We start from the raw sequence: 22,241 nt of genomic DNA on the forward strand, positions 1-22,241 counted from the left end.
GGAGTTGACTGCGTGCTGTGTCGTCACCATGTCGGCGACGGCGGGGTGCTGTGCTGGTCGGCGGAGCCGATCAGCGGTTCGGAGCTCGTGGAGGCGGCCGATGCATCGTCCGGCGCCTCCGCGGCACGGCGACCGCGTGACGTCCCCTGCTGGAAGCTCGACAGCCGCGAACGCAGCTGGTCGGCATCCCGGGGGTTCCCACGGTCGGACTCCGGCGCCGCGAGAGGCGGTGCAGCCGGGATCGCGTTCGGTACGCGCTTGGTGAGCGACGCACTTCCGGTCGAGCCGTTCATCGCGGCCGGCCGGTACGCGGACAGCTGGCTCAGCTCGGAGAGAGCCTGCTCCTGGATGTCGGAGCGGAGCGCCAGCATTGCAGCGACCTCGTCGTCCAGGGCACCGATGCGCGGTGCCGCTGACGGCGGGGGAACAGAGCGCGAGGACTCGGGGCCGCTCGCGGTGCCGGACGGGCGGGCAGCCCACTCCGGCGGGGCCCAGGACGCCGGGGGCGCCGCCGGGGCGGGACGGTCAGCCGTCGGCGGCCGGAAGAAGGCCGACAGCGGCTGCGGGGCACCGGAGCCCGGGTTCGCCGGCTCGGGAGCCGGGCTCGCCGGGGGCTGCCAGCCGCCACCCGTGGGACGCGTGCTCTCGCGTTGCGGGAACGGCGCCGAGGGCGGTGCCTGCGGGGCGGGCGGCGCGAACGTCGAGACCGGAGCCGGCTGAGGCTGCGCCGGGGCGGGCTCGGCCCAGGCCGAGGTCCGCAGACCCGCCGCGGGGGCGGGCTCGGACGTCGGCTGGAAGCCGCCCGCGAACGGCGACGGCGTGGCCGGGGTCCCGGCGCCCGGGGTCGGGGCGTCGTCCTTCTTGCGACCGAAGAGCCCCCAGCGGCGGCCCTTCTTGGAGTCGTCGCCGGCGTCGCCGTTGACCAGGTCCGTGAACGCCGGTGCCTGCTCGGCGGGGCGCGTCGAGGCCCACGACGGGGTCGCGGCGCGCTCAGGAGCGGGAGCGGCGACCGGCGCCGGTGCGGCGGCGGGTGCCTCGGCCTGGGCGTGCGACTCCGCGAGGAGCTCGGCCTCGACCGGGGTGAACAGCTCCGTCTGGGCCTGGGCGTCCACGAAGGACGACCCACGCGGGCGGCGCTGGGCGAGCGGCTCGGGCTCGGGCTCGGCGGCGGCCCACGACTCGACGGCCGGGTCCTCCTCGAGCGCCGGGACCGTCCACTGCTCGGTCTCGGCGATGTGCGACGCGGGCTGCGCCCACGACGGCGAGTCGACCTGGGCCGGCTCCTCGAACGCCGGGGGGGCGGTCCAGCCGTGGTCGGCGGACGCGGGCTCCGGGCTCTCCCACGCCTGCTCGGCGACGGGCTGCGCGTCCCACGACTGCGCGGCGGCAGGCTGCTCGTCCCACGACTGCGCGGCGGCAGGCTGCTCGTCCCACGACTGCGCGGCGGCAGGCTGCTCGTCCCACGACTGCGCGGCGACGGGCTGCTCGTCCCACGACTGCGCGGCGACCGGCTCGGACCACGCCTGCTGCGCGGCCTCGGGCTGGTGCCAGCTCTCCTCGGCCGGGGCCGGGGCGTCGTGCTGGGCGGTGTCGCCGTTCCAGGCCCGCGACTCGTCGAGGATCGGCGCGAAGCCGTCCCGGACGTACGAGGCCGTGTAGGGCGAGGTGTACCGCGGGGCCGGCTGGTCGGACTCGACCGGCGTGGCCCAGCCCGAGTAGCCGCTGTACGCGGTGAACTCCGGGTAGGCGCCCGTCGGGGGCGAGACCTCGTGGCGCGGCTCACGCGTGCGCTCGGCGACCGGCGTCGGCTCCCACGCCTCGGCGGCGGTGGACTGCTCGACGTGCTCGACCGGGGCGTGCGCGGCCGGGGCGTCCTCGACGCGAGGGGAGCCGGACAGCGGCGCCGAGTCCTCCCACGCGGGGGTCGGGGACCACGCCTCGGCCTGCGGCGCCGGCTCGGGAGCCTGCTCCCAGCTCGACGTCGCGGCCCACGGCGCGGGCTCCTCGGTGCGCTCGGGCGCCTGCTCCCAGGAGGCGGCCGGGGCCCACTCCTCGGCGGCCGGCGCGGCGGGCCGCTCGGCCGGGGCGTCCCAGCTCTGCGTGGGGGCCCACTGCTCGGTCTCGTCGGCCACGGGTGCGGCCGGCGTGGACGCGGCAGCGGCAGGCTGCTCGTCCCAGCCCTGGCTCCACGAGCCGGTGGAGGACTCGTCCTCGTCGGGCACGAGGCCCGGGACGACGAAGCCCTGCGCCGCACGCTGCGGGGCGTCCGCCTGCTCGTCGCGCTGCGGCGCGCCCGGGAGGTCGGCCGGAGCCGGCGCGGGCAGGTCGCCACGGGTGCGGAAGCCGGAGAACAGGCCGACGCGTGCCTCGGGTGCGGCCGGGGCGGCGGGGGCCGGCGTGGCCTCCTCCTCCGGCTGCGCCCAGGCGGGCGTCGCGGCACGGGCACGGGTCGGCAGACCCGACTTGACCGGGGCCGCCTGGACCGCGGGCGTCCACCCCGAGCTGTCCCCGGCGAGCTCGGGCGACAGGGCCGTCGCCTGGGCCTGCGGGAGCACGATCTTGCTCTCGTCGAACGTCTTGTGCGACCGCTGCGGGAGCACCGGGTTCTGCGGCAGGGGGATCTCCGCGGAGTCCTCGTCGCCACGCAGGCGCCGGCGGGGCAGGCCGAGCGACGTCTCGCCGTCGGTCAGCGCCTGCAGGTCGACCGCCTCGACGACGGGCGCCTCCTCCGCGACCGGCATCCGGCGCTCGGGGGCCTGCGTCAGGGCCTGCTGCGGGGGCATCGAGCCGAAGACCGGGGTCTCGTTCGTCGTGAACAGCGTCACCGGGAACCGGACGGTCGTGACCGTGCCGGTGCCGCGCGGGCTCTTCGCGAGCGTGACCTCCGCCCCGAGGCGGTGGGCGATGCGGCCGACGACGAAGAGGCCGAGGCGCTGGGCGCCCAGGGAGTCGCTGGCCGAGGTCGAGCGGATCTTCTCGTTGGCCGACTCGAGCTCGGCGTCGGACATCCCGAGGCCGTGGTCGAGGACCTGCACGATCACGAACTCGCCGACGACACCCGTCTTGACCTCGACCGGCGTCTCCGGCTCGGAGAAGATCGTCGCGTTCTCGAGGAGCTCGGCGAGCAGGTGGGCGGCGCTCAGGGCGTTGAAGCCGAGCATCTGCGGGTCGACCGTGAGGTCGAGCTCCACGCGGTCGTACTGCTCGATCTCCGACGAGGCGGTGCGGATGACGTCCGAGAGCGGCATGGCGTCACGGACGCGGCGGCCCGAGTCGATGCCGGCCAGGACGAGGAGCGACTCCGCGTTGCGTCGCATGCGCGTCGCGAGGTGGTCGAGGCGGAACAGGTTCGCCAGGGTGTTCGGGTCTTCCTCGGAGCGCTCGAGCGAGTCGATGAACGACAGCTGGCGGTTGAGGAGGACCTGGTCACGACGGGCGACGTTGATGAACATCTCCGCGATCGAGCCACGGAGGGCGGCCTGCTCCTGCGCGACCTGGAGGGTCGTCGCGTTGACGGAGTTGAACGCGGCGGCCAGCTGGCCGACCTCGTCGGACGACTCGACCGGGATCTGCACGAGCTCGAGACCGGGTCCCTCACCGGGGACCGCGACCTGCTCGACGAGCTTGGGCAGCTGCTCGCGGACGTCACCGGCCGCGGCCGTGAGGCGCCGCAGCGGGACGGTGATGCCTCGGGCGACGACGACCGCGAAGGCGAAGGACGCGGCTGCGGCGAGCAGCGAGATCACGATCGTGATGATCGCCGCGGTGCGCTCCGCCGAGGCGGCGACGTCGGCCTCGGCCTTGCCCTCCGCGAGCATCTCGATACGCACGTCGTTGATGCTGACGAGCTGCTTCTGGATGTCCTCGGTCCACGCGACGGGGTCGACCGCCGTCACGGAGCCGGCGTTGCCGGTCGTGAGGAGGTTCCGCTTGCGCGTGAAGTCGGACGTCGGGTCCTCGCTCGGGAGGCGGATGTCGTCGCCGAGCGCGGCCAGCGCGACTCGGGCGTTGGCACGGGCCAGCTCCGTCGACGTGGTCTGCGTGTCGAAGTTGCGGACCGCCGCGGGCGACGAGGCCTGCGTGATGATGAGCCCCGTACCCTGCGTGAGCTCGTTCGCGAGGCTCTCGGCGAGGGTCACGAGCTCGTGGTACGCCGTGACGTACTGCGCGACCTCGCGGTTGTCCATCGTCTCCGCGACCTGACCGACGAGCTGGATCTGCCCGCCGATGATCTGGTCGTAGTTGCGCTTGATGATCGCGGCCTGAGAGTCCGTGTCCACCGAGCGGCGGACGGCCGGGAGCATCTCGTTGTGCGCGAGCTGTGACTCGGCGAACGCCGCGGTCACGCTGGCCGGGAACTCGTCCTGGTCGATGCGTGCCGTGAGCGGCTTCAGCTCGGCGAGCGTCTTGTCCGTTGCGGCACGGGCCGCGTCCAGCTGGGCCTGGTCCCTGGCAGGGGACAGCGAGAGCGCGCGCTCGGTCTGGAGGTTCGCCCCGAGGGGGGCGTACGCGTCCAGCACTTCCACGACGGTGGCAGCAGCGGCAGCGGTCTTCGCCGAGCGGAAAGCCCCGTACGAGATGTATCCACCAGCGATGAGCAGCACGATCATGGGCACGGCGAGGACAGCCAGAACCTTGGCGCGGATGCCAAGCCTGCGCAGCATGTCGACCTCTTTCCTTCACCCGACGCGGGCGTCGCACCGACGACGCCCGACGGAACCGCTCTGTGGAGAGGTTGCCGCACGCTTCTCATCGGCTACTGGACAGTGGACCATTAGCCCCGCGCAGAGTTTGCCACGACCTCACCCGCAGCGGTACGCCCCGGGTCCCCCTAACGTGGCGCTCATGCGAGCCGTCGTCGCCGCCCGAGCGGGCGGGCCGGATGTCCTGGTGTGTCACGAGATGCCCGATCCGGCTCCGGGACCCGGTGAGCTGCTGCTCGACGTGGTCGCCGCGGGCGTGAACCGGGCGGACCTCCTGCAGCGCGCGGGGAGCTACCCGCCGCCGCCCGGGGCGCCGGACTGGCCGGGCCTCGAGGTCTCGGGCGTCGTCGCGGCGCTCGGGGACGGCGTCGCAGGCCCGCAGGCGGGCGGCTGGGCGGTCGGCGACCGCGTCGCGGCGCTGCTCGCCGGCGGCGGCTACGCGTCGCGCGTGACCGTTCCTGCAGGTCACGTGCTCCCCGTGCCCGACGGCACCGACCTGGTCGACGCGGCCGGCCTGCCGGAGGCGGTGTGCACCGCGTGGTCCAACCTCGTCGACGTCGGCCGGCTCCGGGCGGGCGAGGTCGTCCTCGTGCAGGGCGGCTCGGGCGGGGTCGGGTCCGTCGCGGTGCAGCTCGCCGCGGCGCTCGGGGCCCGTGTCCTGGCCACCGCGGGGGGTCCGGAGCGCGCCGCGCGGTGCGAGGAGCTCGGTGCGGCCCTGGGGATCGACCACCGGGCCGGCCTTTTCACCCGGGTCGTGCAGGACGCGACGGCGGGTCGAGGGGTCGATCTGGTGCTCGACGTGCTCGGCGCGGGGGCGCTCGCGGACAACCTGGGGGCGCTCGCGACCGACGGGCGGCTCGTCGTCATCGGGCTGCAGCGCGGCCGGCGGGCCGAGATCGACCTCGGGCAGCTGCTCACGAAGCGGCTCAGCGTGGCCGGGACGACGCTGCGCTCGCGACCGTCGGCCGAGAAGACCGCGCTCGTGGCCGCCGTCCGCGAGCACGTGTGGCCGATGCTCGCCGACGGGCGCGTCCGGCCGGTCGTGCACGCCCGGCTCCCGCTCGAACGCGCCGCCGACGCGCACCGCCTGCTCGACTCGGGCGAGGTCTTCGGGAAGGTGCTGCTGACGACCTGACGGCCCGGGCTCCGGCGGGGCGTCGCGCTCCGCCGTGGGCTGCGGGCACCGCCGCTCGGGGCCGCGCGCGTCGAGGGCTCAGGTCAGGTCGAGCGCACCCGCCGCGAGCGCCGGGGCCAGCACGGGCGTGAGCGGGAGGCGCGGGATCAGCGTCGCCTGCACCGCGTGGTAGAGGTCGGCCTTGCCCTCCCACACCGTGCGCGAGACCTGGTTGTCCGTCCCGAGCTCGTGCCACCACGACCCGCCCGCGCGGTCGAGCAGGAACAGCTCCGCGTAGTCCCACCACGTCCGGTACCAGGTGTCGAACCGCTCGTCGCCCGTCGCGGCGTGCAGCGCGGCCGCCGCGGCGATCCCCTCGGCGACGACCCAGTGCATGCGCTCGCGCACGACGGGTGCGCCCACCCAGTCGACGGTGTAGACGAAGCCCGGTGCGCCGTCGACGTCCCAGCCCTCGGCGACCGACGCGTCGAACAGCGCGACCGCGTCGTCGAGCATCCAGCCGGGAGCGACGTCGCCGCGGGCCGTGAGCGCGGCGCGCGCGTGCAGGGTGAGCCGCGCCCACTCGAGCCAGTGGCCGATCGTCGCGCCGTACGGGCGGAACGGGTGCGCCGGGGTGTCGGCGTTGTACTCGAGGTCGGGCTGCCACCCGGAGTCGAAGTGCTCGGGGATCCGCCAGTGGTTCTCGCGCGCGTACCCGTGCACCACCCGCTCGACGACCCGGACCGCCCGGTCGAGCCACACGCGGTGCCCGGTCACGTCGGCCGCCGCGAGGTACGCCTCGACGGTGTGCATGTTCGCGTTGACGCCGCGGTACGCGTCGAGGTCGGTGAACGTGCGGTCCCAGCTCTCGACGGCCATCCCCGCCTCGTCGTCCCAGAAGTGCCGCTCCGAGACCGCGAGCGCCTCGTCCAGCAGCGCCCGTGCGCCGGGCCGCCCCGCGGCGGTCGCGCTCGACGTCGCGAGCACGACGAACGCGTGCGGGTAGGCGGCCTTGTCCGCGTCGAGCGGGCCGTCGGGGCCGACCTCGGCGAACCAGCCGCCGTGCTCCGGGTCGCGGAACAGCCCGTCGAGCGCCGCGAGCCCGTGGTCGACGAGCGCGCCCGAGCCCGGGCGGCCCAGCAGCACGCCGAGCGAGTACACGTGGGTCATGCGGCAGGTGATCCACAGCTCCGCGGGGCCGTCGACCGGCGCACCCTGCTCGTCGAGCCGCGCGAACCCGCGCCCCGGGACCGCGGACGGTCCGCCGAAGGCCAGCAGGCGGTCCGTCTCCTGCTCGAGCCAGCGGGCATGGGCAGGGGTCGCGAGCCACGTCATGCGCGCCAGCCTATCCAGGCCCCCGACCGCCTGCGGTGCGGGCCCGGTGCGACGAGAATGCTCCGATGAGCGAGCACACGAACGACGAGCACGCCCCTGACTCCCCCGCCGGGCGGACGCCCGCCGAGCCGGGGACCGACGCGCCCGCCACCGAGCCGACCGCGCACGCGCTGCCGGTCGACGGGCGGCACGGTCCGCGCGTCGTCGTGGTGGGGCCGGACGGCCGACCCGTCGCACCGGCGGAGCACCGCGCGGACGCGGCGCCGCACGACGACGGCGCCGACGCGGACGGCCCGGGCGGCGAGGACCCGGCGACGATGGTGGGGCAGCCCGCCAAGGTCATGCGGATCGGGACGATGATCAAGCAGCTGCTCGACGAGGTGCGCAGCGCACCGCTCGACGACGCCGCCCGCGCGCGGCTCGCGGAGGTGCACGAGCGGTCGCTGCGCGAGCTCGAGGAGGGCCTGTCCCCCGAGCTGCTCGACGAGCTGCACCGGATCACGCTGCCGTTCTCGGAGGACCGCTCGCCGAGCGACGCCGAGCTGCGGATCGCGCAGGCACAGCTCGTGGGGTGGCTCGAGGGACTGTTCCACGGGATCCAGACGGCGCTGGTCGCGCAGCAGATGGCGGCGCAGGCGCAGCTCACGCAGATGCGCCGCGCGCTGCCGCCCGGGGCCGGGGTACCGGGCGGGCTCGGCGGGCCCGCGCACGGTGCGCCCGGCGGCGAGCCGGCCGACCCGCGGCAGCGGCCCGGGCAGTACTTGTAGGGAGGTCGAGCCGGGGCGGTCGGTCCCCGGAGGCGCCGGGTGGGCCGCGGGCCCGTGCGTCAGCCGGTGCGGCGGGCCGTGAGCACGATCGCGACCGAGACGAGCGCGAGCCCGGCGACCTCTCCCCACGTCGGGAGCTGGCGCAGGACGACGACGCCCGTGACGGCCGCCGTCGCCGGGAGCATCGCGAGCAGCACCGCGAACGTCGCGGCGGTCACCCGGCGCAGCACGACCTGCTCGATCGCGTAGGGCACGACCGACGAGAACACCGCGATGCCGGCGACGAGCAGGAGCAGGTGCGGGTCGCGCAGCACGGGTGCGGCGGGCGCCGCGAGGAACGGCGCGAAGACGAGCGCGCCCACGGTCATCGCCACGGCGAGCGACGAGACGCCGTCGGGGCGCGCGCCCGCCGCGGGCGTCGCCCCGCCGGACGCCTGACCGGCACGGCCCGCGTCGTCGGGCACCGCGTCGTCACGCACCCCACCGCCCGCACGCCCGGCACCCGCGTCGGGCACCCCCGCGGCCCCGGCACCCGCGTCGCCCTCGGCGCGTCCGTGCGCCACGCGCCGCCCGAGCAGGATGTAGCCCGCCCAGCACACGGCCGAGACGCCGATCGCGACCAGCCCTCGCCCGGCGTCCGGCCCGGCGTCGAGGCTGACGCCGGCGAGCAGCACCACGCCCGCGGCGGCGACGGCGATCGCGACGCGCTCGCGCACGCTGCGCCCGGTCAGCGCGGCGACCGCGACGGGGCCGGCGAACTCGACGGCGACGGCGGTGCCGAGCGGGAGCACCTCGATCGCGACGTAGAAGGCGACATTCATCGCGGCGAGCACCGCGCCGAACAGCGCGGACGCGAGCAGGTCCGCGCGGGTCCACCGGAAGCGCCACGGCCGCCGCCACGCGAGGAGCACGAGCGCCGAGACCGCGATGCGCAGCCACGCGACGGTCGGGGCGGTGAGCACCGCGAAGAGCCCGACCGCGAGGGCCGCGCCGAGGTACTGCGTGAGGCCGGACCCGAGGAACAGCACCGGTGCGGGGACGGTCCGGCCGGCGCGCACGTCGGCCCCCATGCGTCTCCCCCGGTCGTCGGACGGGCACCCGGCCGCGTGCGCGGGCGCCCCGAGCAGCGTACGAGCAGACGCGCCGACCGCCCGCCCCGCGAACCGGGACGGGCGGTCGGTGCTGTCGTGCGCGGCGCGGGTGCCCCGCGGGTCAGCCCTTGACGGACCCCGCGAGCAGCCCGCGCACGAAGAACCGCTGGAGCGCGAGGAACACGATCAGCGGCACCACCATCGACACGAACGCGCCGGCCGAGAGGATGTGCCACTGCGCCCCGCGCGTGCCGGCGAGCTCGGCGACGCGGACCGTGAGCGGCGCGACGTTCGTCGAGCCGCCCGCGAAGGTCAGCGCGACGAGCAGGTCGTTCCACACCCAGAGGAACTGGAAGATCGCGAACGAGGCGATCGCCGGGGTGAGGAGCGGCATGAGCACCTGGAAGAAGATCTTCACGTGCCCGGCGCCGTCGACGCGCGCGGCCTCAACCAGCGACGGCGGGATGTCCTTCATGAAGTTGTGCAGCAGGAAGATCGCGAGCGGCAGCGCGAAGATCGAGTGCGAGAGCCAGATCGTCCAGAACGAGCCCGCCAGGCCCCAGTCCACGTACTGCGTGAGCAGCGGGATGAGCGTGACCTGGATGGGGATGACCTGGAGCGCGAACACCGCGACGAACAGGATGTTGCGGCCCTTGAAGTCGATCCACGCGAACGCGTACGCGGCGAGCAGCGCGAGCGAGATCGGGATGATCACGGCGGGGATCGTGATGACGAGCGAGTTCACGAAGAACGTCGAGAACGCGGTCGAGCTGCCGAACAGCACGTCGGTGTAGTTCTCGAGGGTCACGGCGGGGTTGGCGGGGAACGTCCACCAGCCCGTGCGGCGGATCTCCATGCGGGGCCGGAACGACGTGAGCAGCAGCCCGAACGTCGGGACGGTCCACGCGATCGCGATGATGATCGCCAGCGTCGAGGCCCACGGCGAGCTGATCTTCCCCTTCGCCTTGGCCGCACGCCGTTCCAACCGGGACAGCCGCCCCGGCTCCCGGTCCTTGACCGCCTGCTCGGCGCCGCTGACGAGCTCGATGCTCGGGATCCCTGTGCTCATCGGATGTCCTCGGAGAGTCGGAGCTGACGGACGTTGTAGACGACCAGCGGGATGACCAGCACGAACAGGATGACGGCGAGCGCGGCGCCGAGCCCGATCTCGCGGATCCGGAAGCTCTGCGTGTAGAACTCGTTGGCGACGACCGAGGTGCCGAAGTTTCCGCCGGTCATCGTCCGGACGATGTCGAACACCTTGAGCGTGCCCATCGCGATCGTCGTGACGACGACGACGAGCGCCGGGCGGATGCTCGGGACGGTGATGTGCCGGAACATGCCGATGCCGTGCAGGCCGTCGAGCCGTGCGGCCTCGACGATGTCGTCGGGGATGGCCTTGATCGCTGCGGACAGCACGGTCATCGCGAACCCGGCCTGGATCCAGATCATGACCGCGATGAGGAACAGCGTGTTCACGGGCGGGTTGAGCAGGAACTGCTGGGGCTCGAGGCCGATCCAGACGAGCAGCTGGTTGAGCAGGCCGATCTGGTTCACGTTCGGCTGGTCGGGGCGGTACTCGTAGACGAACTTCCAGATGATCGACGCGCCGACCATCGAGATCGCCATGGGGAGGAACACGAGGGTCTTCGCGAGGTACTCGAAGCGCGTCCGGTCGACGAGGACCGCGTACACGAGTCCGACGAACGTCGCGACGATCGGGACGAGGATCACCCACATCAGGGTGTTCCGCAGGACGACCTGGAAGGCCTCCTCGCCGAACGCGGTCGCGTAGTTGTCGAGGCCGACGAAGTTCTCGCCGGTGCGGTCGAACAGCGAGGCCCAGATGGTCCGCAGCCCCGGGTAGACGAGGCCGAAGCCGAGACCCAGGATCGTGGGCCCGAGGAACGCGACGGGCACGACCCACGGCGGCACCCGCTTGGGCCGGTCGACCGCGAGGAGGATCGCCCCCATGACGATCACGAACAGCGCGACCGCGACGAACATCAGGGCGAACTTGTGCCCGACGTCGTCCGCCTGCGTCAACCACTCGGTGACGGGCGAGAACTGCACCATGCTCCACCTCCACGACTTCTCTGGCCGGCCACCGGCGGCGGCGCCACCGGGTACGTGACGGGCCGCGGCGAGCGCCCCTGGTGGGGGACGCCCGCCGCGGCCTGGTGCGTGGCCTCCCGGGCCCGGGCGGACCTAGGAGGCGACGGTCACGACGTGGGCCAGGAGGCCTCGATCGCGTCGAGCACGTCCTCGTCGGACTTGTCGTTCGCGACCCATGCCGTCATCTCGGTCCAGAACGACCCGGTGCCCACGGCGCCCGGCATGAGGTCCGAGCCGTCGAAGCGGAACGTGTACTCCTCGTCCGTGAGGAGGTCGAACGCGAGCTGGTCGATCGGAGACTTGATGAGCTCGGGGTCGAGCCCGTTGTTCGCGGAGATCCAGCCCTGACCGGTGACCTCGGCCTTGGCGTTGGCCCACTCGGGGCTCGACAGGTACGACTGGAACGCGACAACCTCGGGACGGTCGCTGAACGCCGTCACGAACTCACCGGCGCCGAGCAGCGGCTTGTCGTCCTCGGTCGCACCCGGGAGGTAGAACGCGTAGACGTCGCCGTCCTCGGCGACCTCGAGCGACTCGTCCCAGTTGGCCTGGTAGAAGTTCGCCGCGCGGTGCATCCAGCACGTGCCGTCGGGGATGCCGTTGCCGGACTCGTTCCATGCCGCGGTCGCGATGGACTGGACGTTGCCGAGGCCGCCGTTGACGAACTCGTCGTTCTTCAGGATGTCGCCGACCGTGCCGAGCGCCTCGACGATCTGCGGGTCGTTGAACGGGATCTCGTGGTTGACCCACTGGTCGTAGACGTCGGGGCCCGCGGTGCGGAGCACGACGTCCTCGAGCCAGTCGGTGGCCGGCCAGCCGGTCGCGTCGCCGGACTCGATGCCGGCGCACCACGGGATGCCGTTGCCGTCGTCGACGATCTGCTGGCTCAGCTCCATGAGCTCGTCCCACGTCGTGGGGATCTCGTAGCCCGCGTCCTCGAACGCCATCGGCGAGTACCAGACGAACGACTTCACGTTCGAGCCGAGCGGCGTCGCGTAGAGCGTGCCGTCGACCGTCCCGTAGTTGACCCACTCCTCCGTGTAGAACTCGTTGGCGTTCTCCACCACGGGCTCGGGAGCGGGCTTGACCTGGTCCGGGAAGTCTGCGACGAGCGACTTCAGGAACCCGGGCTGCGGGACGTACGCGATGTCCGGCGGGTTGCCGGCGGTCAGACGCACGGGGAGCTGCGCCTCGAACTCGCGCGACCCTTCGTAGTCGATCTCGACGCCGGTGCAGTCGACGAACGGCTGGTAGGAGTTGATCTGCTCCTCGGACTCGGGGTCCACGATCGAGGTGTAGACCGAGACGGTCTTGCCCGACAGGTCGCCGTACTCCTCGAACGCGCTGCAGTCGGTCTCGCTCGCGGTCTCCTCGGCGTCACCGCCACCGCCGTCGCCGCCGCCCGAGCACGCTGCCAGGAGGAGGGTGAGTCCCGCCCCCGCTGCCACTGCCGCGGTCCCGCGGCGCCTGCGCATGCCGTTCATCTGACCTCCACGTCGTTGTGCGTCGCAGGCGACCCGCACCGACAGTGCGTCCTCGGCGCCGCGACCTTGCTGACGATGCAAGCGTTTACATTCCGTTGCCGCAAGCCGAAACCGCAGTTCAGCGGGTCACGATTACGTCACGAACGGGACGAGTCGCCCGCGGGCACCGGCCGCCCGCAGGGTGCTCACCCTCCTCTCACCGGCCAGCACTCGACCTCACCGACCGGCGAGAACCTCGACACGCGGCACGGTGGTCGACGAGCGCACGAGCAGCTCCGTGCCGAACACGACGTCCCCGGGCGGCAGCGGCTCGCCCGACACCCGGTCGAGCAGCACCCGGGCCGCCGCCCCGCCCTGCCGCACCGCGGGCTGCACCATGGTCGTGAGGCCGACGAGCTCCCCGAGCGCGTGCCCGTCGACGCCCACCACCGAGAGGTCCTCCGGCACGCGCAGCCCGCGGTCGCGCGCCGCGAGCACGACGCCCATCGCCATCTCGTCGGACGCCGCGAACACCCCGGTGACGTCCGGCCGCCGGTCCAGCAGGACGTGGGTCGACGCGCGGCCGCCGTCGACGTCGTAGCGCCCGTCGACCTCGAGGTCCGGGTCGGCCGCGAGCCCCGCGTCCGCGAGCGCCCCGCTCCACCCGACGCGCCGCCACCACGACGGCGCCGCGGGGCCGTCGTCGACCACCGCGCCCGTGACGTGCCCGACGACCCGGTGGCCCAGCTCGAGCAGGTGCTGCGTCGCGACCCGGGCCGTGCGCGCGTCGTCGAGCCGCACGACCACGTGCCCCGGCGCACCCGAGCCGACGAACACGACCGGCACCCCGAGGTCCTCGACGACGCGCACCTCGTCGGGCACGAGCGGGCCGCCGACGACGATCACACCGTCGACCCGGCGGCGCAGCGCCCCCGGGTCGAGCCGGCGCCGCGGCCGCTCGCGCTCCATGTCGAACGTGTGCAGCAGCGCGTCGTACCCGTGCTCGCGCAGCGCCTGCTCGGCGCCCTCGATGACCTCGGCGTGGAACCAGTGGTTGACCCACGGCGAGATGATCCCGACGGTGCGGGTGCGCCCGGTCGCGAGGCTCGCGGCCGTCGGCGAGGCGACGTACCCGAGCTCGTGGGCGACGGCGAGCACGTGGTCGCGCGTCGAGGGGGCGACGCCCGGGATCCCGCGCAGCGCGCGCGACACGGTCGCCGTGGAGACCCCGGCGACCCGGGCCACGTCCTCGATGCCGTGCGCCATGTCAGGGATTGTCCACCCCGCGGGCGTACGACGGCTCGTCAGACGAGCAGGCTCCGCAGCACCTCGAGCGCGCCGTCGTCGTCGATCGTGCCGGTCACCTCGTCGGCGGCGGCCCGCACGGGCTCAGCGGCGTGGCCCATCGCGACCCCGCGCGCGGCCCACCGCAGCATCTCGACGTCGTTGTTGCCGTCCCCGATCGCGACCGTCGCGAACGGCTCGACGGCGAGCGCGCGCCGCAGCTCCTCGAGCGCCGTGCCCTTCGACACCCCGCCCGGCGACAGGTCGAGCCACGCCGACCAGCCCACCGCGTAGGACACCTCGTGCAGGCCGACGCGCTCGACGAGCGCGTGGAACTCCTGCGGCGTCCCGTTGGGGTCGCGCATGACGACGCGGGTCACCGGCTCGCTGCACAGCTCCTCGAACGACACGACGCGGTGCTCGCCCTGGAGCTCGTCGGTCGGGAACGGCGCGCTGACCCGGAAGCCCGTCCCGACGTCCTCGACCGCGTAGAGCGCGTCCGGCATCTCGAGCCGGAGCACCCGCAGCACGGGTTCCGGGTCGAAGCGGATGACCTCGGTCACCTCGTACCCGGGGTCGAGCGACGGGTCGAGCCGCAGCGTGACGGCGCCGTTCGACGCGATCACCCAGCCGGTGTCGAGGCCGAGGTCGTGCGCGACGGGCACGGCCGAGATCGCCGAGCGCCCGGTCGCGAGCACCACGTGGGCGCCCGCGTCCCGCAGCGCGTGCACGGCCCCGCGCACCTCGGGCGAGATGACGCCCGCGTAGGACATGAGGGTCCCGTCGACGTCGAGGGCGACGAGGCTGCTCGCCACGCTGCGGGTGTGGCTCATCGCACCGGCTCCAGGGTCTCGAGGCCGCCGAGGTACGGACGCAGGCCCTCGGGCACGCGCACCGACCCGTCGGCCTGCTGGTGGTTCTCCAGGATGGCGACGATCCAGCGGGTCGTCGCGAGCGTGCCGTTGAGCGTCGCCACGGGCCGGAGCTCGCCGGTCGCGGTGCGCTCGCGGACGCCCAGGCGCCGGGCCTGGAACGTCGTGCAGTTCGAGGTCGACGTGAGCTCGAGGTAGCGCTCCTGCGTCGGCAGCCACGCCTCGCAGTCGAACTTGCGGGCCGCGCTCGACCCGAGGTCGCCCGCCGCGGTGTCGATGACCCGGTACGGCAGCTCGGCGAGCTGGAGCATCTGCTCCTCCCAGCCGAGGATGCGCCGGTGCTCGTCGGCGGCGTCCTCGACGGTGGTCCAGCTGAACGCCTCGACCTTGTGGAACTGGTGCACGCGGATGATGCCGCGGGTGTCCTTGCCGTACGACCCGGCCTCGCGGCGGTAGCACGCCGACCAGCCCGCGTAGCGCTTGGGGCCGCCCGTCAGGTCGAGGATCTCGCCCGCGTGGTACCCGGCGAGCGCGACCTCGCTCGTGCCCACGAGGTACAGGTCGTCGGCCTCGAGCCGGTAGACCTCGTCGGCGTGCGCGCCGAGGAAGCCGGTGCCGGCCATGACCTCGGGCTTGACCAGCGTCGGGGTGATGACGGGCGTGAACCCGGCGCCGAGCGCGAGGTCCACGGCCGCGTTGAGCAGCGCGAGCTCGAGCCGCGCCCCGATGCCCGTGAGGTAGTAGAACCGGGCCCCCGAGACCTTGGCGCCGCGCTCGGTGTCGATCGCCGCGAGCCGCTCGCCGAGGTCGAGGTGGTCGCGCGGCGTGAAGCCCTCGGCGGCGAAGTCCCGCGGGGTCCCCTCGTGGCGCAGCACCACGTAGTCGTCCTCGCCGCCGGGCGGGACGCCGTCCTCGATCACGTTGCCGATGCTGCGCGCGAGGTCGGTGGCGACGCGCTCCGCCTCGTCGGCCTCGGCCTGGAGCGCCTTGACGCGCTCCGAGAGCGCCTTGCCGTGCGCGAGCAGCTCCGCCTTCTCGTCGCTCTTCGCGGCCGCGACCTTCTTGCCGTGCTGCTTCTGCTCGGCGCGCAGCTGCTCGAACTCCGTGAGGGCCGAGCGGCGCCGGGAGTCCGTCTCGAGCACCCGGTCGACGAGGTCGGGGTCGTCGCCGCGCGCACGCTGGCTGGCACGGACGAGCTCGGGGTCCTCCCGCAGGAGTCGAAGGTCGATCACCGTCCGAGCGTATCGAGAGGTCCGACGACTGCGTCACGGGCATAACGGACGGGTCGCCGGGTGACGGGGCCCGTCCGCAGCCCGAGGAGGTGACCTGCGCCTCGATGGTGCGCCGCCGCGCGCGCGCCGGCGCACCTGCCCCTAGGTTGACCGCATGACATGGGAGGGCTGGCTCGCGCTCGCGGCCGCACTGATCGCGACGGTCTCGCTCGGGCTCGGTCTGTCGCTGCGCGGTCGTCAGCGCGACATGCAGGCGACCGTCGACACCGCACGCGCCGAGACCCGCGAGGTCGCCGACGCGGCAGACGTGCGGCACCCGCTCGTGGCGTTCGTCGCGAACCCGTCGAAGCCCGACGTCGCCGACCTGCGCGACGGCGTCCTGCGCGCCGTCACCGAGCGCGGCCACCCCGAGCCGCTGTGGATCGAGACGAGCGTCGAGGACCCGGGCGTCGGCCAGACGCGCGAGGCCGTCGAGCAGGGCGCGAAGGTCGTCGTGGCCGTCGGCGGCGACGGCACCGTCCGCGCGGTCGCCGAGGGGCTCGTCGGCACCGGGGTGCCGATGGCGCTGCTGCCGTCGGGCACCGGGAACCTGCTCGCGCGCAACCTCGACATCCCCGTGGCCGACGTCCCCGAGGCGCTGCGGATCGCGCTCGCGGGCCAGGACAAGACGATCGACGTCGGCTGGCTGCGGATCACGAAGTTCGCGCCCGAGGGCGAGGGCGTCGAGGGCCCGCCGGCCCCGCCCGGGACCCCGATGCACGAGCCGATCGACACGACCTCGGAGACGACCCCCGAGGCGCCGGCCGACCAGGACCACATCTTCCTCGTGATCGCCGGCGTCGGGTTCGACGCCGCGATGGTCGCCGACACCGACGACACCCTCAAGGCGCGCGTCGGCTGGATGGCGTACTTCGTGTCCGGCATCAAGCACCTGCACGGTCGGCGCCTGCGCACGATGGTGCGGCTCGACGACCACCAGCCGACCCCGGTGCGGCTGCGCAGCCTGCTCATCGGCAACTGCGGCAAGCTGCCCGGCGGCATCACGCTGCTGCCCGACGCGGTGCTCGACGACGGCTGGCTCGACATCGCCGCGATCGACACGCGCGGCGGCGTCGCCGGCTGGGCGCAGCTGCTCGGCGAGGTCGCGCTGCAGGGCGTCGGCGTCAAGACCGACCTGCCCAACAAGATCGGGCGCATCGACCACGCGCGGGCCCGCAAGATCCGCGTGCGCGTCTCGGGCGGCGAGCACGTCCAGGTCGACGGCGACCTCGTGGGGCGCGCGCTCGAGCTCACCGCGCGCGTCGACAAGGGCGCGCTCGTGGTGCGGGTGCCGAGCCTCTGACCGTCCGCGGGCGGGCCCTCGCCGGGCCACCCACCGCGTCCTGACCCGGCCGGGACCGCCCGAGGGTCAGACGACCTCGCCGCGCCGGAGCGTCGCGAGCCAGCCGCGCGCGTCGCGGAAGTCCGCGTCGGCGGTGCCGGTGTGGACGTCCGCCGGGACACCGTCGGCGCGGGGGTACGAGCCGAGGTACCGCACGTGCGGGCACACCCGGTGCAGCCCCATGAGCGCCTCGCCCATGCGCTCCTCCGCGATGTGCCCCTCGGCGTCCATCGAGAACGAGTAGCGGCCGAGCTCGTCGCCGATCGGGCGGGACTCGATGCGCGAGAGGTTCACGCCGCGCACCGCGAGCTGCTCGAGCATCGTGAGCAGCGCACCGGCCTCGTTGCTCGGCAGGTGCACGACGATGGTCGTCTTGTCGGCGCCCGTCGGCGGCGGGACCTCGCCCGGGCGGCCGATCACGACGAAGCGCGTCACGGCGTTGTCGTGGTCGGCGACGTCCGCGGCGAGCGTCTGCAGGCCGTAGTGCTGGACCGCGGGCGGCGGGACGAGCGCGGCGTCGAACCCGGGGCCGTCCGGGCCGCTGACGGGACGCCCGGTCGCGACCTGCTCGGCGACGAGCGACGCCGGGGCGGTGTTCGACGTCGCGGGCACGTGCACCACGTCGGGGAGGTTCTCCGCGAGCCAGCGCCGGCACAGCGCCCACGCGTGCGGGTGCGCGCTCAGCCGGTGCACCTGGTCGAGCGTGACGCCCGGCCCGGCGGCGAGCGTGAACCCGACGGGGACGAGCACCTCGCGCAGCAGCACGAGCGGCGTGCCGACCGCGAGCGCGTCGAGCGTCGCCGTCACGCCGCCCTCGGCGGTGCTCTCGATCGCGACGACCGCGCGGTCCGCGGCCCCCGTCCGCACCGCCTCGATCGCCGACACCACGTCCGCCTGCGGGAGGTACTGCGCCTCGTCGGGGCTCACGACCTGACGCAGCGCGGCCTCGGTGAACGTCCCGGCAGGGCCGAGATAGGCGTAGCGCAGGGCGGCCATGCGAGGTCCTCCGTGGTGCTCGGCAGTCGGTCGGGCCACCGGTGGACGCCCGCGCGTGCGGAGCGGGCGTGGACGTCCTGTGCACGCGTGCGGCGGTGGTCGTGGACGTCCCGGGCGGTCGCGGCACGACGGCAGGGCCACCGGCCCGACGAGCCTAGTGCGACCGTAGGCTGGACCGGTGCCCCTCCCCCACCCCGCGCGCCCGGCCGTGCCGGCGCGTGCGCCGCGCGCCGTCCTGACCCGGGCGGTCGGCCGGGCCGTCACCGGGGTCCTGGCCGGGCTGCTGGTCGCGGCCCCGGCGCTGGCGGCGGCACCGGCGCTCGGCCTCGCCGCCGCCGGTGCACCCACCGTCGCCCGGGAGGGCGCACCCACCGCCGTGCGCGACGACGCAGCCGCCGCGGTCAGGGAGGACGCGCCCCCGGTCGTCCTCGTCGGGACGACCGGGCTGCGCTGGGACGACCTCGGCTCGCTCACGACGCCCGCGCTGTGGACGCTCTCGCGCGAGGGCGCCGTCGGGACGGTCGCGGTGCGCAGCATCCGCACGTCCGCGTGCCCCGCGGACGGCTGGCTCGCGGTGTCCGCGGGCAACCGCGCCGGCGACCTGCTCGTCGAGGACGGCACGTGCCGGCGGCTGCGCGAGCCCCTGCCGGGCTCCGCGGTGCCCGGCTGGGCGGACTACGTGGAGTCGGCCGAGCTCGAGTCGTACGACGCGCGGCTCGGGATGCTCGGCGACACGCTGGTGAAGGGCGGGGCACGGGCCGTCGGCATCGGGCCCGGCGCGGCGATCGCGCTCGCGGGGTCCGACGGCGTGCCCGTCGGCGAGCACCTCGCCTCCCCCGTCGACCCGGACGACCTCGAGCGCCGTGCCGAGGACGCGCTGGCGACCGCGGACCTGCTCGTCGTGGACGTCGGGTCGGTGCGCGACCCCGGCTACGCGACGCGGCCCCGGCCCGCGAGCGACCCCGCGCTCGACGGCCTCGACGGGGTCGACGGCCAGAGCGTGGACCCGTCGCTCGACGAGGTGCACGGCACCGACGCCGTGACCGAGCCCACCCGCGGGGAGCAGGCGCAGGCGATCGACGCCCGTGTGCGCGCGGTGCTCGACGCGGTCGACGACTCCCGCACCGACGCGACCGTGCTCGTCGTCTCGCTCGCGGACTCCCGGCGCAGGGCGACGCTGCAGCTCGCCGCGGCGACCGGCCCCGTCGTGACGGGCGACGGCCGCTACGCCGACGCGTTCCTGGTCTCGGGCTCGACCCGTCAGCCCGGGTACGTGCAGACGACCGACGTGACGCCGACGCTGCTCACCGGGCTCGGGCTGCGGGACGTCGCCCCGAGCGGCGTGGTCGTCGGAGCGCCGATCCTCACCGCCGGCGGGCTCACGCTCGCGAGCGAGCGCGTCGCCGCGCTGATCGACGCCAACCGCCACGCGCTCGCGACGCAGCCGCTCACGGGCCAGGTGTACCTCGTGCTCGTCGGCATCAACCTCGTGCTCTACGCGCTCGTGTCCGTCGGGCTCAACGGGCGCGTGCTCGACTGGCTGCGCCGCACCGTCGCCCGGCGCTGGCCGGGCCGCGGCCGCCGGCTCGTCGCCGCGACGACCCGCCCCGCCGCGGTCCTGCGCCAGCTGCGCCTCGCGGGCGTCGCGGTCGCCACGTACCCGGTCGCGACGTTCCTCGCGAACCTGACGCCGTGGTGGCGCGCGAGCACCCCGTCCTACGCGCTCGCCGCGCTCGTCGTCGCGTGGATCGCGGTGCTCACCGCGCTCGCCCTGCTGCCGCGCTGGGGCCGCTGGCCGCTCGGGCCGCTCGGGGTCGTCTCCGCGGTCACCGCGCTGGTCCTCACGGTCGACGTCGCGACGGGCGCGCGGCTGCAGCTCGCCGCCCCGATGGGTGTCCTGCCGCAGGTCGCGGGCCGGTTCTACGGGTTCAACAACACCGCGTTCTCGCTGTTCGCCGCCGCGAGCATCCTGCTGACCGTCGCGATCACGAACCCGCTCGTCGCACGGGGGCGCCGCCGCCTCGCCGCCGCGCTCGTCGCCGTGGTCGGCGTCGTGGCGACCGTGCTCGACGGCCTGCCCAGCATCGGGGCGGACTTCGGCGGCCCGCCCGCGCTCGTGCCCGGGTTCGCGGTCCTCGCGCTCCTCGCGGCCGGGGTGCGGCTGACCTGGTGGCGCTCGCTCGCCGTGCTCGGCGCCGGCGCGCTCACCGTCACGTCGTTCGCGGTGCTCGACTGGCTGCGCCCCGCCGACGACCGCACGCACCTCGGCCGGTTCGTCGCGACCGTGCTCGACGGCGGGCTGCTGCCCGTCGTGACCCGCAAGCTGGAGCAGAACCTCGACAACCTCGTCGGGAGCGAGCTCACGCTGCTCGCCGCCGGCGGGCTCCTGCTGCTGCTGCTCGTGCTCGGCCGCCCCGTGCGCACCGCGGTCGGGGCACCGGACGGCGGCGCCTACGGCTGGCTGTCGTCGGGCGCGCCGCTGACCCGGCTCGGGACCGACGCCCCGATGCTGCGGCCCGGGCTCGTCGCGCTCGCCGTGACGCTCGGGATCGGCTTCGCGCTCAACGACTCGGGCGTGCTCATCCCGGCGATGGGCGGGGCGCTCGCGGTGCCGCTGCTCGTGGCGGCGTGCGCGAGCTGGATGCTCACGCTGTCGCCAGGGGCGCCCGAGCCGGCGGAGGCGCCGGCCGGCGCGCCCGCGGTCGTCGCACCGGCGGCCACGAGCCGGGCCGGCGACGGCCCGGACGACCTCAGCGGTGCGTCCGAGGGGGCCGCGGCCCGGGGTTGACGGTCGAGCGAACCGCGCCCGCGGCCCGGCGCACGCGGCGCGCGTTCACGGCGAGCTGGACGTCGCGGTACTGCGCGGCCCGGTGGAGCTGGCCCTTGAGGTCGGTGCCCGACGGGCGGTGCCGCAGGTCGCACGGGACCTCGACCGCGACGAAGCCCTGCCGCAGCAGGTCGATCGTCATGCCCGTCTCGACGCCCCACCCGCGCGCGAGGGGCGTCGCGGCCTCGAACGCCTCGCGCGTGAGGCAGCGCATCCCGGACAGGGGCTGCGTCGGCGTCCAGCCCGTCATGGCCGCGATCGCCCGGCGCGCGGCACCGACGACGATGCCGCGCCCGCCCGCACCCGGCTGGGGCGGCAGGAGAGCGATCGAGAAGTCGGCCGAGCGCTCGAGCACCGGCGGCACGAGCGGCGCCGTGTTGACCGCGGTGTCCCCGAGGTCGCCGTCGATGAAGAGCAGGAGGCGCGGCGGGCGGTCCGGGGCGTCGCGCATCGCGACGACGGCGGCCCCGGTCTCCATCGCGGCGGCCTTGCCCCGGTTGTGCGAGTGGCGCACGACGACCGCGCCGGCCTCGCGCGCGACGTGCTGGGTGTTGTCCTCGGAGCCGTCGTCGACGACGAGCACGAGGTCGACGTGCGGGATCGCGCGCGCCGAGCGGACGGTCGCGGCGATGCGGCGGGCCTCGTCCTTGGCGGGGATGACCACCGCGACCCGCTGGCGCGAGCGCGCCCCGGGGACCTTGGTGGTGGGGCTCGTGAGCGGTTCGCCCGTCCGGGGGCCGCGGGGGGCCGCGCTCCGGGACGGCTCGCCGTCGGAGGAGGTGCGCGCCGCGCCGGTGCCGCCCGCCGAACCGGCGGACCTCGCGACGGGCCGGGTCGCGGTCCTCGTCGGGCCGCCGCGCGGCAGGTCACCGGCGACCCCGGCCGAGCCGGACCCGGTGCCGTGGAGGGTCGTCACGGGCGCCTCGTCGTCATTGGCTTCCCCGCGCGTCCCGGTCACGGGCGCCAGCCTAGCGAGCCACCGAGGGGTGTGCCGCCCGCGCCGCCGAATCACCCGCGCGGGGCGGGCGGACGGCCGGGCGGCACACGCCGAGGTGCGGACG

At 74.8% G+C, this 22,241-nt stretch carries 15 protein-coding genes; 4 read left to right on the forward strand and 11 right to left on the reverse strand.

Annotation, left to right across the window (positions count from 1 at the left end):
• Positions 1–23: 23 nt before the first annotated feature.
• Complete coding sequence (locus NXY84_RS19980; RefSeq protein WP_258724768.1) at positions 24–4,664, reverse strand: nitrate- and nitrite sensing domain-containing protein; 4,641 nt, start codon at positions 4,662–4,664, stop codon at positions 24–26.
• 181 nt (positions 4,665–4,845) lie between these two features.
• On the opposite strand from NXY84_RS19980, the gene NXY84_RS19985 reads away from it, so the two are divergent.
• Positions 4,846–5,838 carry an NAD(P)H-quinone oxidoreductase gene (locus NXY84_RS19985; protein ID WP_309485026.1) on the forward strand — a complete coding sequence of 331 codons (993 nt, stop codon included), beginning with the start codon at positions 4,846–4,848 and terminating at the stop codon, positions 5,836–5,838.
• A gap of 78 nt (positions 5,839–5,916) precedes the next feature.
• Here the strand turns inward: NXY84_RS19985 and NXY84_RS19990 are convergent, their stop codons facing one another.
• Positions 5,917–7,152: an AGE family epimerase/isomerase gene (locus tag NXY84_RS19990; RefSeq protein ID WP_258724770.1), complete on the reverse strand. Its 1,236-nt coding sequence runs from the start codon at positions 7,150–7,152 to the stop codon at positions 5,917–5,919.
• A gap of 65 nt (positions 7,153–7,217) precedes the next feature.
• Between NXY84_RS19990 and NXY84_RS19995 the strand changes: the two genes are divergently transcribed.
• The gene (locus tag NXY84_RS19995; protein ID WP_258724771.1) at positions 7,218–7,919 is read left to right on the forward strand and encodes a bacterial proteasome activator family protein; all 702 of its coding nucleotides are present in this window, start codon (positions 7,218–7,220) and stop codon (positions 7,917–7,919) included.
• A gap of 59 nt (positions 7,920–7,978) precedes the next feature.
• Here NXY84_RS19995 and NXY84_RS20000 read toward each other — a convergent pair whose 3' ends face one another.
• The 7 genes from NXY84_RS20000 to serS all read right to left on the reverse strand — a co-directional run bounded on the left by NXY84_RS20000 (position 7,979) and on the right by serS (position 15,976).
• Entirely contained in the window at positions 7,979–8,989 is a 1,011-nt protein-coding gene (locus NXY84_RS20000; RefSeq protein WP_258724772.1) for an EamA family transporter, read from the reverse strand.
• Between the two features lie 142 nt (positions 8,990–9,131).
• Entirely contained in the window at positions 9,132–10,079 is a 948-nt protein-coding gene (locus NXY84_RS20005) for a carbohydrate ABC transporter permease (RefSeq protein ID WP_258724773.1), read from the reverse strand.
• A complete protein-coding gene (locus NXY84_RS20010) occupies positions 10,076–11,086 on the reverse strand; it encodes a carbohydrate ABC transporter permease (RefSeq protein WP_258724774.1) in 1,011 nt (336 codons plus the stop codon). Before NXY84_RS20010 ends, NXY84_RS20005 begins: the two co-directional genes overlap by 4 nt.
• A gap of 146 nt (positions 11,087–11,232) precedes the next feature.
• Positions 11,233–12,609 (reverse strand): ABC transporter substrate-binding protein, encoded by a 1,377-nt coding sequence (locus NXY84_RS20015; RefSeq protein ID WP_258724775.1) that lies wholly within the window; start codon positions 12,607–12,609, stop codon positions 11,233–11,235.
• Positions 12,610–12,825: 216 nt separating this feature from the next.
• On the reverse strand, positions 12,826–13,854 hold the full coding sequence (locus NXY84_RS20020) for a LacI family DNA-binding transcriptional regulator (RefSeq protein ID WP_258724776.1): 1,029 nt from the start codon (positions 13,852–13,854) through the stop codon (positions 12,826–12,828).
• 38 nt (positions 13,855–13,892) lie between these two features.
• Positions 13,893–14,705 (reverse strand): HAD family hydrolase, encoded by an 813-nt coding sequence (locus tag NXY84_RS20025; protein WP_258724777.1) that lies wholly within the window; start codon positions 14,703–14,705, stop codon positions 13,893–13,895.
• A complete protein-coding gene (gene serS / locus NXY84_RS20030; RefSeq protein ID WP_258724778.1) occupies positions 14,702–15,976 on the reverse strand; it encodes a serine--tRNA ligase in 1,275 nt (424 codons plus the stop codon). Before serS ends, NXY84_RS20025 begins: the two co-directional genes overlap by 4 nt.
• Positions 15,977–16,130: 154 nt before the next feature.
• Here serS and NXY84_RS20035 point away from each other — a divergent pair, with 154 nt between their 5' ends.
• On the forward strand, positions 16,131–17,318 hold the full coding sequence (locus NXY84_RS20035; RefSeq protein ID WP_258724779.1) for a diacylglycerol/lipid kinase family protein: 1,188 nt from the start codon (positions 16,131–16,133) through the stop codon (positions 17,316–17,318).
• A 66-nt stretch (positions 17,319–17,384) separates the two neighbouring features.
• Here NXY84_RS20035 and pheA read toward each other — a convergent pair whose 3' ends face one another.
• On the reverse strand, positions 17,385–18,353 hold the full coding sequence (gene pheA / locus NXY84_RS20040) for a prephenate dehydratase (protein WP_258724780.1): 969 nt from the start codon (positions 18,351–18,353) through the stop codon (positions 17,385–17,387).
• Between the two features lie 178 nt (positions 18,354–18,531).
• Here pheA and NXY84_RS20045 point away from each other — a divergent pair, with 178 nt between their 5' ends.
• Positions 18,532–21,141, forward strand: a complete 2,610-nt coding sequence (locus NXY84_RS20045; protein ID WP_258724781.1) for a hypothetical protein — start codon at positions 18,532–18,534, stop codon at positions 21,139–21,141.
• Here the strand turns inward: NXY84_RS20045 and NXY84_RS20050 are convergent.
• Positions 21,104–21,844, reverse strand: coding sequence for a glycosyltransferase family 2 protein (locus tag NXY84_RS20050; protein WP_258727286.1), 741 nt, complete (start codon positions 21,842–21,844; stop codon positions 21,104–21,106). The two genes, NXY84_RS20045 and NXY84_RS20050, sit on opposite strands and share 38 nt — an antisense overlap.
• Positions 21,845–22,241: the final 397 nt, after the last annotated feature.

Origin of the sequence: Cellulomonas sp. NS3, assembly GCF_024757985.1 — a bacterium.
In the GTDB taxonomy this organism is placed as follows: domain Bacteria; phylum Actinomycetota; class Actinomycetes; order Actinomycetales; family Cellulomonadaceae; genus Cellulomonas_A.

Excerpts from the sequence above, each read along its gene's own strand:
- NXY84_RS20025 (WP_258724777.1), bottom strand. The coding sequence starts at position 14,705 with ATGAGCCACACCCGCAGCGTGGCGAGCAGCCTCGTCGCCCTCGACGTC.
- NXY84_RS20020 (WP_258724776.1), bottom strand. The coding sequence starts at position 13,854 with ATGGCGCACGGCATCGAGGACGTGGCCCGGGTCGCCGGGGTCTCCACG.
- NXY84_RS20015 (WP_258724775.1), bottom strand. The coding sequence starts at position 12,609 with ATGAACGGCATGCGCAGGCGCCGCGGGACCGCGGCAGTGGCAGCGGGG.
- NXY84_RS20035 (WP_258724779.1), top strand. The coding sequence starts at position 16,131 with ATGACATGGGAGGGCTGGCTCGCGCTCGCGGCCGCACTGATCGCGACG.
- NXY84_RS19990 (WP_258724770.1), bottom strand. The coding sequence starts at position 7,152 with ATGACGTGGCTCGCGACCCCTGCCCATGCCCGCTGGCTCGAGCAGGAG.
- NXY84_RS19995 (WP_258724771.1), top strand. The coding sequence starts at position 7,218 with ATGAGCGAGCACACGAACGACGAGCACGCCCCTGACTCCCCCGCCGGG.
- NXY84_RS20010 (WP_258724774.1), bottom strand. The coding sequence starts at position 11,086 with ATGGTGCAGTTCTCGCCCGTCACCGAGTGGTTGACGCAGGCGGACGAC.
- NXY84_RS20005 (WP_258724773.1), bottom strand. The coding sequence starts at position 10,079 with ATGAGCACAGGGATCCCGAGCATCGAGCTCGTCAGCGGCGCCGAGCAG.
- NXY84_RS19980 (WP_258724768.1), bottom strand. The coding sequence starts at position 4,664 with ATGCTGCGCAGGCTTGGCATCCGCGCCAAGGTTCTGGCTGTCCTCGCC.
- NXY84_RS19985 (WP_309485026.1), top strand. The coding sequence starts at position 4,846 with ATGCGAGCCGTCGTCGCCGCCCGAGCGGGCGGGCCGGATGTCCTGGTG.
- pheA (WP_258724780.1), bottom strand. The coding sequence starts at position 18,353 with ATGGCCGCCCTGCGCTACGCCTATCTCGGCCCTGCCGGGACGTTCACC.
- NXY84_RS20000 (WP_258724772.1), bottom strand. The coding sequence starts at position 8,989 with ATGGGGGCCGACGTGCGCGCCGGCCGGACCGTCCCCGCACCGGTGCTG.